At 37.6% G+C, this 10,468-nt stretch carries 11 protein-coding genes; 6 read left to right on the top strand and 5 right to left on the bottom strand.

Going from position 1 to position 10,468, the window contains the following annotated elements; genetic code table 11:
• From NL42_RS09120 to htpG, 3 genes are all read left to right on the top strand, one after another.
• Positions 1 to 590, top strand: a 590-nt coding sequence (locus NL42_RS09120) for an OmpW/AlkL family protein (protein ID WP_461312525.1), incomplete at its 5' end; no start/stop codon positions are given.
• 188 nt (positions 591 to 778) lie between these two features.
• Positions 779 to 1,132 carry a lysozyme inhibitor LprI family protein gene (locus tag NL42_RS09115; protein ID WP_336165797.1) on the top strand — a complete coding sequence of 118 codons (354 nt, stop codon included), beginning with the start codon at positions 779 to 781 and terminating at the stop codon, positions 1,130 to 1,132.
• Positions 1,133 to 1,234: 102 nt separating this feature from the next.
• Positions 1,235 to 3,154, top strand: a complete 1,920-nt coding sequence (gene htpG, locus NL42_RS09110) for a molecular chaperone HtpG (RefSeq protein ID WP_461312524.1) — start codon at positions 1,235 to 1,237, stop codon at positions 3,152 to 3,154.
• A gap of 82 nt (positions 3,155 to 3,236) precedes the next feature.
• Here the strand turns inward: htpG and NL42_RS09105 are convergent, their stop codons facing one another.
• From NL42_RS09105 to NL42_RS09095, 3 genes are all read right to left on the bottom strand, one after another.
• Positions 3,237 to 4,139, bottom strand: coding sequence for a selenocysteine synthase (locus NL42_RS09105; protein ID WP_461312523.1), 903 nt, complete (start codon positions 4,137 to 4,139; stop codon positions 3,237 to 3,239).
• A 126-nt stretch (positions 4,140 to 4,265) separates the two neighbouring features.
• The gene (locus NL42_RS09100) at positions 4,266 to 5,408 is read right to left on the bottom strand and encodes a hypothetical protein (protein WP_461312522.1); all 1,143 of its coding nucleotides are present in this window, start codon (positions 5,406 to 5,408) and stop codon (positions 4,266 to 4,268) included.
• A 359-nt stretch (positions 5,409 to 5,767) separates the two neighbouring features.
• Complete coding sequence (locus NL42_RS09095; RefSeq protein ID WP_003654526.1) at positions 5,768 to 6,469, bottom strand: DsbA family oxidoreductase; 702 nt, start codon at positions 6,467 to 6,469, stop codon at positions 5,768 to 5,770.
• A 177-nt stretch (positions 6,470 to 6,646) separates the two neighbouring features.
• Here NL42_RS09095 and NL42_RS09090 point away from each other — a divergent pair, with 177 nt between their 5' ends.
• Positions 6,647 to 7,405 (top strand): hypothetical protein, encoded by a 759-nt coding sequence (locus NL42_RS09090; protein ID WP_461312521.1) that lies wholly within the window; start codon positions 6,647 to 6,649, stop codon positions 7,403 to 7,405.
• Between the two features lie 21 nt (positions 7,406 to 7,426).
• Here the strand turns inward: NL42_RS09090 and NL42_RS09085 are convergent, their stop codons facing one another.
• Complete coding sequence (locus NL42_RS09085; protein WP_461312520.1) at positions 7,427 to 7,792, bottom strand: MerR family transcriptional regulator; 366 nt, start codon at positions 7,790 to 7,792, stop codon at positions 7,427 to 7,429.
• Positions 7,793 to 7,863: 71 nt separating this feature from the next.
• On the opposite strand from NL42_RS09085, the gene NL42_RS09080 reads away from it, so the two are divergent.
• Positions 7,864 to 8,511 carry an RBBP9/YdeN family alpha/beta hydrolase gene (locus tag NL42_RS09080; protein ID WP_461312519.1) on the top strand — a complete coding sequence of 216 codons (648 nt, stop codon included), beginning with the start codon at positions 7,864 to 7,866 and terminating at the stop codon, positions 8,509 to 8,511.
• A gap of 244 nt (positions 8,512 to 8,755) precedes the next feature.
• A complete protein-coding gene (locus NL42_RS09075; protein WP_461312518.1) occupies positions 8,756 to 9,247 on the top strand; it encodes a hypothetical protein in 492 nt (163 codons plus the stop codon).
• A 48-nt stretch (positions 9,248 to 9,295) separates the two neighbouring features.
• Here the strand turns inward: NL42_RS09075 and fadA are convergent, their stop codons facing one another.
• Positions 9,296 to 10,468 carry an acetyl-CoA C-acyltransferase FadA gene (fadA, locus tag NL42_RS09070; RefSeq protein ID WP_005045141.1) on the bottom strand — a complete coding sequence of 391 codons (1,173 nt, stop codon included), beginning with the start codon at positions 10,466 to 10,468 and terminating at the stop codon, positions 9,296 to 9,298.

The raw sequence follows: 10,468 nt of genomic DNA, 5'->3' as shown, positions 1-10,468 counted from the left end.
TGTTCAAAAAATTTTTGGTTGTTGCATTAATGGGGATGTCTTCTTTTACTTTTGCTGGTAACTGGCAAGTGAAATTTGGTGGAAGTGTTATTGCTCCATCAGAAGATACAACAACACCTTTGGGTGTAGTAAAGGCAGATCATGAATATGCATTTACACCATCAGTAGAATACTTTTTTGGCCAATCTCCATTTTCGGCAGAGTTATTATTAGCAGCGCCTATTAACCATGATGTATTGTTAGATGGTAAAAATGTAGCGCGTATTAAACAGTTACCACCGACAATTACTGCGAAATATCATTTTAAAAACTCAACTCGTTTCACACCGTATATTGGTGTTGGTGCTACAGCATTTATTCCTTGGGATGAACAAGGAGTAGCGGTAAAAGTTAAAGAAGATTTTGGTGTGGCAGGACAAGTTGGTTTTAATTTTCAACCTGCTGATGCTAAAAACTGGGGAGTATTTGTAGATGTTCGTTATATGGATATTAGTCCTGAAGTAACAATTGATCCATCAGTTGCTAATTATAAATTTGATCTAGATATTAATCCGTTTGTTTACACTTTAGGTTATAGCTATAAATTTTAAGCATAATAATAAATAGAACAATATAATAATAAACCTAGACTCAGGCACCTCACATATAATTTATGTGAGGTTTTTTTATGGACTTTATTTGCACTAAAAAAAGCATAAAACAGACAGTTTTAAACATATCTTATGCAATTTTTTTTCTAAACTAAATTCTATTCATTACAAAACATGGAAAGAAAATCATGAACAAAAAATTAGCGCTTTGTTTAGCACTTTTTAGTGGTATCGCATTCACACAAAATTTACAAGCTGCAAGTTTCTCGTGTGATGCTGCAAAAACTAAAACGGAAAAGACTATTTGTAAAAACCGCTCTTTAAATGATGCCGATGTAAAAATGGCAACGACCTATCAAATTGTTCTGCATGCTTTACCAATGGGCGGGCGAGACAACCAAAAAGATGCTCAGCACCAATGGCTGAAAAAAAGAAATGCTTGTGCGGCTGGTGTAAGTTGTATTAGCAAAGCTTATCAACAACGACAACAGCAGCTAGATGCAATATTGCAAGATAGAGTGTTAAGCCACGGTCCATTTTAATTAGAGTAAAAATTTTTAATATTCAGGATTGAAAAATTCTAGAAGTACTCCATTCATAAAGCATTCGAGAACAAACAGACTTCAAAATTTAAGGAGTGATTTATGAGTGAACAAGCATCACAAAATTATAGTTTCCAAGCGGAAGTTGCACAGCTTTTACATTTAGTGACGCATTCTCTCTATTCTAACCCTGAGATTTTCTTACGCGAGCTGATCTCTAATGCATCAGATGCATGTGATAAATTGCGCTTTGAAGGAATTAATCATCCTGAATATTATGAAAATGATCCCGATTTTCATGTACGAGTCATTTTAAATAAAGAAGATAAAACTTTAACGATTTCTGATAACGGTATTGGCTTAAATCAGCAAGAAGCGATTGATAACTTGGGTACCATTGCAAAATCGGGTACTAAAGATTTCATGTCAAAATTGACTGGCGATCAAAAAGCAGATGCTCAGTTGATTGGTCAATTTGGTGTTGGCTTTTACTCAGGTTTTATTGTTGCCGATAAAATTACCGTGGAATCACGCCGTGCAGGTCTAGATGCATCTGAAGGGGTGCGTTGGATTAGTGGTGGTACAGGCGAGTTTGAAGTTCAACAAATTGATAAGGCTTCACGTGGTACAGACATTATTCTTCACTTGCGTGATGATGCGCTTGATTATTTAGAATCTTATAAAGTTAAGCAGATCGTTAATAAATACTCTGACCACATTAGCTTGCCAATTCAAATGCAAAAAGAAGTTTGGCAAGAAGAAGAGGTTGCTGAAGGTGAAGAGCCTAAAGGCGGCCAAATGGTCAAAACTGGCGAGTGGGAAGCAATTAACTCAGCTAGTGCTTTATGGACACGTAACAAGAGCGAAGTGACTGAAGAGCAGTACGTTGAGTTCTATAAAAACTTAACGCATGACTTTGAAGCGCCACTGGCTTGGGCGCATAACCGTGTTGAAGGCAGTACCGAATATACACAGCTACTTTATATTCCAAGTAAAGCACCACATGACATTTTTACTCGTGAAGCAAAAGCGGGCATTAAGCTCTATGTGAAACGTGTCTTTATTATGGATGATGCGGATAATTTAATTCCAAATTATCTACGTTTTGTTCAAGGTGTAGTGGATAGTGCGGATTTACCACTCAATGTCAGCCGTGAGTTGTTGCAAGAAAGCCGTGATGTCAAAACGATTCGTGAAGGTAATGCACGCCGCGTATTAACTGTACTTGATGGCTTGGCTAAATCGGAAGATGAAAAAGACCAAGAAAAATTCAAGACGTTCTACAGTGAGTTTGGCTCAGTCATTAAAGAAGGCTTAGGCGAAGACTTTGGTAACCGTGAACGTATTTTAAAATTATTACGTTATGCGACTTCAACAAATGATGAAGTAACAACTTCTTTTGCTGACTATAAGGCTCGCATGAAAGAGGGCCAAAAAGCCATCTATTATGTGACTGCTGACAGCTTAGCGGCAGCGAAAAACTCGCCACAGCTTGAGTTGTTTAAGAAAAAAGGCATTGAAGTACTATTAATGGCAGAGCGTGTGGACGAATGGGCAATGAATTTTGTTCAAGAGTTTGAAGGGACGCCATTAAAGAATGTGTCTAAAGGCGCGGTTGATTTAGGTGACTTGCAAGATGCTGAAGAGAAAAAGGCACTTGAGCAAGCCGCTGAACAGTTTAAACCTGTTGTTGATAAGCTAAGTGATTCATTGAAAGCTAAAACCAAAGAAGTACGCGTAACCACGCGTCTGGTCGATTCTCCTGCGTGTTTAGTAACAAGTGAAGGTGAGTTATCACCTCAACTCATCCGTATGTTAAAACAAGCAGGACAGGCAGTGCCGGAAATCAAACCAATTTTAGAAATTAACCCTGAACATCCTTTGGTGAAGAAGCTTGAAGGTTCAGAGCAGTTTGATGACTTGGCAAATGTGATTTTCGATCAGGCCGTTATTGCTGAAGGTGGTTTACCAGAAGACCCGGCAGCTTATGTAAAACGTATTAATAGCTTACTGTTGAAATAATTCAGTATAAAAAAAGCCTCTGAACTATCAGGGGCTTTTTTGTGGATAAAGAAAGAGTTATCCACAATTTGGTGATTTCTGATTAAAAATTAGCTTCGAGATTCATTTGAACGCTGAGTTGATGTTTCGAATCATCATCAATATGATTAAAAAAGTTAAGGTCATTTTGCATAAAAAGCCAATTTCGCCACACAGGCTGGCGCCAAGAAATATAAGGTCCCCAACTATTTAGTCGAATGTCATTTTTGGTATATATGCCACCACTATAGACACCGTAAGTAAGATGATTATCCTTTAAAAATTGGTACTGCTGGAAAGTCCAATTTCCCCAACTGTAATCTTCATTTTCACTCTTATTCACATTAAATTTATTAGCAAAAAGAGTGTTATCTTGCATTTTCTGCGTTAAGTTTAGCGTTGTTTCGGTGTAGTTTCGGCTGGTTGAACCGTAGCGAAATACTTGTTCTGTATCCAAACTAAAGTTATGTCTTAAATTCCATTTTTTCTTTGCCAAAAATTGTACATAAACATCATTTTCTGAGTTTGAACCTAAATCAAGATTATTTTCAAAAGGCATCCAAGTTGAAATGGTGGCCCAGCTTGCACTCAGTGGATTAGTTGTCGAAACCTGAGCTGAAGAGTTCCTCTTCTTTTTCTTACCAAAGGCTTTATAAGTTTGGTCAGGCTGAGTCGCACGCTTCCATAAAGTATCATTACCAAATACAGCCATTAGTTCTTGAAATAATGCTATATCGGGTAAAGCATTATTTGTCTCTATTTCGCAAGGAGAGAGTGCAAATGGCAGAGAGGGTCTATTTGCTTTGCTGAGTTGGTTGGATGAGTAGGAATGTCGCCTTGAACGTGGGTGCTTTAAAGAATTATAAAAAAATTGAGTATGCGGAATTAAAGCCAATACGCCTAAACTATAAAGGCAAACTAAGGCAGCTGATTTGTATTGAAATGAAAAAGGGGAGAATTGATTCATTTTTAAAGAGAAGGAATCAAAAATAAAAAATTAGAACAATATTTTAAAAGGCTAAGCTTAAAATTTTATTTAAAAGTATTTTATTATTCATCACCTTGGATGGGTTCCAAGGTGATGTTTGGCAGCTTAAAAAAGAGCTTCTAAGCGCAAGAAGGTACTAACGAAATGGTTGCGATCTTCCCGGTGATCATTAAAGTAATTTACGTCTCCTTGAACAAAGAACCATTCACGTAAAACAGGTTGGCGCCATGAAACAAATGGTCCCCAACTATTCAAACGCAAGTCATTGTCGTTGTAATAACCACCTGTATAAATACCATAGTTAAAACGGTTGTTTGCAAAGAAACTATGTTCACGGAAAACCCTATTTTCCCAAGCTAGATCATCATCTTGGTCATCGGCATAAGTTAAGCTGAACTGATTCGATAAAATCGGTTGATTTGGTCTGGCATGTGTAAGTTCAAGATTAGTACGTAAATAGTTTTCGCTGTCTATGCCATAACGATAAATTTGCTCAGCATAAAATTTAAAATCATTACGGAGTTGCCAATCTCTCGATGCTTTTAAACGAACGTAAATATCGTCTCCAGAACGAATACCTAAGTCTGCATCTGTTTCAAAAGGCAATTTTTTCGAGAAATCTGACCAACGTAAAGCAATAGAACTGTTGTCATCTCGAGTTTGCTTACCGTCTAGCTTCTTATTTGAACCTTGATTTGGGTTCTGGTTAATATTGGCTGGACTGTTATTAAATTCGTTATCTAAAGAGTCATCACCAAATACCACGCTTAGACGTTTTTCTAGCGTCGGTAATTTAATCCTACCTCGTATTCTGGGCTTAATTTCAAAGTTATCGTATTCATTCCAATAGTTATCGACCATTACGCGAATAGTTGCTGTCGCAGGTTTCTTTGGATCGACTTCACCAAACCAGTTGTCAATTTTTTCAGAAGTACGATCGGCCCAATTACGAATGTTCTTTTGTTTACGATCAACCCATGTTTGATCTTCTGTTTGTTCGGTAGGTGGAACAATAGGTTGATTAGACTGCTCGGGAAAAATGGTGGGGGTCGCGTCCACCCAACGTGGGATCTGATCTAACAGATTCTCGTCTGTTGTGACTTCGGTTTGGACTCCAGATGACAAACCTTCTACTTGTTGATTTTGAGAGGAAGAGGTGTTTTCTGCATGAGTAATACACACCGAACCGAATCCAAGCGTTAAAAGTGCAAAAAGCTGCCGGTACGGCATTACGTGAAATGTTTTCATATCTATCTTTATGTTTTGTTGTTGTTTCCACTTTTGTTGATTTTTCTAATAAAATCAAGAGGGCGACACAAAAGTTAAGTAAATTTAACTTTTATTACATATTTGAAATAAATTAAAAAGTTTAAGCTAGTAGCGATTATTTTTACATAAAAAAATCCCCCAGTTAAGGGGGACGATAGATCAAGGAAACTTCAAATTCCGATCATTAAACACATAAAAAACAGAACATTACAGCGCGAATATTCTAAGCGGCAATGATAAACTGATTTTAAACAATTAGATAGTTCTTTTTTTAGAACGCTCTATTGCTAAAATGGTGATAAAACATACGATTTAATCACACTTTCAATTGTGTTGATTTATTTCTGTGGAATATCACATGATTCATCATTACAAACAGCCGCATCATCCTGTTCAACTTCTTCAGCATTTGCTTTGAGCTGTGCTTGCTCTAAAACATTTAAAAAGACTTCACGTGGTTGAGCACCTGCGAGCGCAATTCTTTGATCAAATACAAAAAATGGCACGCCAGTAACATTTAACTGCTCTTTCGCAATTTTTTCATCATGACGAACAAAGTCAGATAGTTCATTTGTATCTAATACAAATTCAACTTCGGCATTATCAAGACCAATACGAGAAGCGATTTCTTCAACAACCTCACGTTCACCAATTGCCAAACCTTCGGTCATATAAGCATGGAAAAAAGCTTCTTTTGCTTGGTTGCCTAAGCCTTTGCTTTGCGCAAGGTGGATAATACGGTGAGCATTAAAGCTATTGCCAGAATTCGCCTTTTGCCATTGGAAATCAATACCTTCAGAGGCAGCCATGGCCGCAATATTGCGCTCCATTTCTTCCATCTCTTCATAGGTACGGCCATATTTTTTAGCCAAACGCTCAGTATTTGATGTGTCATGTTTTGCTGGTGCATCAGGATCTAATTCGAAACTATGCCAGTGAATTTCAAGCTCAATACCTGCTTCAGCAGCTACATGTTCAAGGCGTTTTTTGCCGATATAACAGAAAGGGCAAACTACATCAGACCAGACATCAACACGCATGGGAGAATCTCATAAATTTTAATTACCCATCATAATAGGGATGATGCACAAGGATTTAAAGCTTTGAGTAGCGAATACAGTGTTGCGTATTGTGAAATAAATGGCATATAAAGAAGAATAAGCTCTATTTTATAACTATAAAGAGCAAAACTATAAGAAGGGAAATAGGAGGTGTGTATGCGCCGAGTTTTGATTGCGATAGCAAGTCTGGTTGTTGTCATAAGCATTATTTTTTTCACCTATCAGCATATTAAACAGCAGCAAGCCAAAGACAGCAGTCAAATGTTTGATGTGGTCATGACTGAAAAAATGAACCAGCTTTATGAACAAGCGCAAGACTGGTCTAAACCTGTCGAGCTTAATATTCACGATAAACGGTTGGCAGGACACTATAAGCAAATTTCAGAATTTCTTTTAAGTTATTGGATTCAAAATATAAATGCACGAAATGCATATTTAAGGGAGTTAAAGGCGGCAAAATGGGATACTTTTTTAAATGTTGACCGTTTAGATATTGATAAAAAGCAAAAGTTTGTAGAAACCGAGAAGATGTTAGCTGATGTCCGTATGGCTTCAGATAAATATCAAACTGAATATGAAAAAATTCATAAAACTTTCTTAGTAAAAGTTCAGGAATTATCTGTCGATGCAGAGATGAGACAACTTCTTGAAATGAAATTAGGAACTCAGCAAAAAGCTGATCAAGATCATGCAATTTTTATGATTGAGCTACAAATTTTAGATAAAGCAGAAGAAATGTTTAAGCTTCTAAAAAATTATGAATGGCAGAAGAAAGATCAGATGATTCTTTTTCATGAAAATGCGCAGGTCAAAAAATTTAATGGGCTTTACCAAGATGTTCTAAAATTGAATGCAAAAATTGAAAAAATTAAGAAAAAGAATGTAGCTGCACTCGAAGGAGATTTAAAAGAATAAGCGTAGCATGAGCATCAAAAATTATGGATTGGTGCTCTCGGTTTTTCCTTTGGTTAAAAAAGATTGTAATAAACTTTGAGAAGTTTGTAGTTTGTTTAATTGTTCAGAAACATGCATGAGTTCAGTTTGCAGTTTTTCTTGAACCACTGAGCACAGCGTAAATACGCGTTCATCTAAATCAAAACAAGGCAGTAAGGCTTGAATGTCTTTTAGGTGCATGCCTGCATCATTTAGTATTTTAATTTTCTTAATATTTTCAATATCTTTTTGTGTGTAACTTCGATAGTTATTATTCGCCCGATGAGGCTGTATAAGGCCTAAACTTTCGTAATAACGCAGCATACGCGGGCTGACTTTTGTGAGCTCGGCAACTTTGGCAAGGTTCATAAAATGGGGTTGACCTTAACAGTGGTGTCATAGTTTACCATGTTTTTATCTTTCAAAATGGTACTTGTTCCATGATCAGAAAACTCATTTTATTGGTGTTATTCGGATTAATGTCATTTGTTGCAAATGCCAAAACACTTGAACTTCAGGAGAAGAACATGCGTCAAATATTTGTGCTCCATGGTTACTCTGCTTCTATAGATGATCACTGGTTTCTAGATTTAAAACATCAAATAGAAGATGAACATACGACTGTTACCTTAATTCCATTTCCAGATTCTGAGCATCCAGATGTGGATGCTTGGCAGAAGGTTTTAGATCAACAGATCCCTAAGGTGGATGAGAATACCTATTTTGTTGCGCACAGTTTAGGGGTGATTACGTTACTGCACTTTTTACAAAGACATGATTATCAAAAGATTGGAGGAATGATTTTAGTATCCGGATTTTCTGGACCTATTTCAGATTTTTCTCCACTCGATGCTTATATAACAAAAAGCAAAGTCGATACGAGTTACTTTCATGACATAAAGAAAAAGCTGGTGTATTTGTCTGATAATGATGATTTGGTTCCGCCAAAACTGACGATTCAATTGGCGAAAGAAATTGATGCGCCGTACATTACAGTACCTAATGGCGGGCACTTTTTAGGTAGAGAAGGTTATACGATGTTTCCACAAGTCGTGAATTCTTTAAAAGGGATGTTAGAGAGCAAATAAAACTTATAAGTTAAATCGCACTCTATAATCTGACCACTTTTGTTTAAGTTATAGAGTGTTTTATAGGATGCTGTTTTAATAAATAGAAGAACCGTACTTTTACATTAAAAAATTTAATTATATTTACCGTTTATCTGAGCCTTACTGAATCAAAACCAACTTTGTTGTAGCCTATTTATAGATACTTTTAATTTAATCATCATCTTTTTAATTTGAATAGGGTGACTGATTTTTGGAGCAAGTTATGAACTTTCTAAAACAATCAGCTTTGATCGCTGCATTTGCTTTTATGGGGTTGCCGACTGTTCAAGCTGAAGAGGTTGCTACTTTACCAACAATTCGCGTTATGGCTGAATCTGAGCTACGTGAAGAGGTGGGATTTGTACCATTTCAAGAAGATAAAAAAGTGCGTCAGGCCCTGCAACACCGTGAGTATAAAATTCATAATGATATACAGAATGCTTTGGTCCCTGAAGGCATGGCTACGGTAGATTATCAGCCAGTTATGGCACAGCCTGATTTGTCTCAACTTTCTCCATTCTTACAACAATACATTTTAGCGGTAGCAGGTGGAATACAGTCTTCTGATCCAACCAATGGTATCTTTGAAATGTTAAGACCTTTGAATATTAATCGAAGTAATGTCGATGCTTATCGTGAGGGTACGATGAAAGTAAACCTTAATGACCTCATAAATTTACAGCAGCAAATTCAAGACGGTTTAAAAGGCCGTTAAAATAAAAATCCCCGCATTGAGCGGGGATTTTTTTTATCTTGGTGTTAATTAAACACGTTCGATAATCGTTGCAATACCTTGACCAAGGCCGATACACATGGTCGCAAGACCGATTTGAGTATCTTGTTGTTCCATTACGTTCAACAACGTAGTGGTGATACGTGCACCAGAACAGCCTAGTGGGTGACCCAAAGCAATCGCACCACCATTTAAGTTAATGATGTCTTGCTTGTCATAAACGCCTAAGCCTTTCATTACTGATAAGCCTTGAGCAGCAAATGCTTCGTTTAATTCGATAGTTTGAATATCAGCCATCGTTAAACCAGCACGTTTAAGCGCTTTTTGAGTTGCTGGAACTGGACCGTAACCCATGATTGCAGCATCGCAACCTGCAACAGCCATAGAGCGAATTACAGCGCGTGGTTTTAAACCTAATGCTTGCGCGCGCTCAGCAGACATAAGTAACATTGCAGAAGCACCGTCAGACAAAGCTGAAGATGTAGCAGCAGTTACCGTACCACCTTTTGGATCGAATACAGGACGTAGTGCTTTGAACGACTCAAGGTTTGCATCTGGACGAATTACTTCGTCGATGTCACAAAGGATTTTAAAACCATTTGCGTCGTGACCTTCAACACCAACGATTTCGTTTTTGAAACGACCTTCTTGTGTTGCAGCCCAAGCACGGCGATGAGATTCAACACCAAATGCATCTTGCTCTTCACGGCCAATGCCATTCATACGACCTAACATTTCAGCAGTTAAGCCCATCATGTTAGATGCTTTAGCGTAGTGTTTAGATGCTTCTGGGTTAAGGTCGATGCCATGCATCATACCTACGTGACCCATGTGCTCTACACCACCAATAATGAAGATATCACCTTGGTTTGTTGCAATCTGTGCAGCAGCAGTATGAAGCGCTTGCATAGATGAACCACAAAGACGGTTTACCGTTTGACCTGCCACAGTTTTTGGTAGGTCAGCCAATAAGCCGATGTTACGGCCAATGTTCATACCTTGCTCTAGAGTCTGGTTTACACAGCCCCAGATCAGGTCTTCAACTTCATTGGTATCAAACTGGTTACGAGCAACGAGTGCACGAACTAATTCAGCAGATAAGCTGTCAGCACGTACATTGCGGAACATACCGTTTTTGGTTTTACCCATTGCAGAACGTACGCCATCAACGATGACAACGTCACGTGGATTCAAAGTAGCCAT

The organism is Acinetobacter sp. GN11 (assembly GCF_054823985.1).
The sequence above is the reverse complement of the archived record's forward strand: the minus strand, read 5'-3'. Positions and strand labels throughout refer to the sequence as shown.

Coding starts and splice junctions, on each gene's coding strand:
- NL42_RS09115 (WP_336165797.1), top strand. CDS start 779: ATGAACAAAAAATTAGCGCTTTGTTTAGCACTTTTTAGTGGTATCGCA.
- NL42_RS09105 (WP_461312523.1), bottom strand. CDS start 4,139: ATGAATCAATTCTCCCCTTTTTCATTTCAATACAAATCAGCTGCCTTA.
- NL42_RS09075 (WP_461312518.1), top strand. CDS start 8,756: ATGAACTTTCTAAAACAATCAGCTTTGATCGCTGCATTTGCTTTTATG.
- NL42_RS09090 (WP_461312521.1), top strand. CDS start 6,647: ATGCGCCGAGTTTTGATTGCGATAGCAAGTCTGGTTGTTGTCATAAGC.
- NL42_RS09095 (WP_003654526.1), bottom strand. CDS start 6,469: ATGCGTGTTGATGTCTGGTCTGATGTAGTTTGCCCTTTCTGTTATATC.
- NL42_RS09080 (WP_461312519.1), top strand. CDS start 7,864: ATGATCAGAAAACTCATTTTATTGGTGTTATTCGGATTAATGTCATTT.
- htpG (WP_461312524.1), top strand. CDS start 1,235: ATGAGTGAACAAGCATCACAAAATTATAGTTTCCAAGCGGAAGTTGCA.
- NL42_RS09085 (WP_461312520.1), bottom strand. CDS start 7,792: ATGAACCTTGCCAAAGTTGCCGAGCTCACAAAAGTCAGCCCGCGTATG.
- NL42_RS09100 (WP_461312522.1), bottom strand. CDS start 5,408: ATGAAAACATTTCACGTAATGCCGTACCGGCAGCTTTTTGCACTTTTA.
- fadA (WP_005045141.1), bottom strand. CDS start 10,468: ATGGCTACTTTGAATCCACGTGACGTTGTCATCGTTGATGGCGTACGT.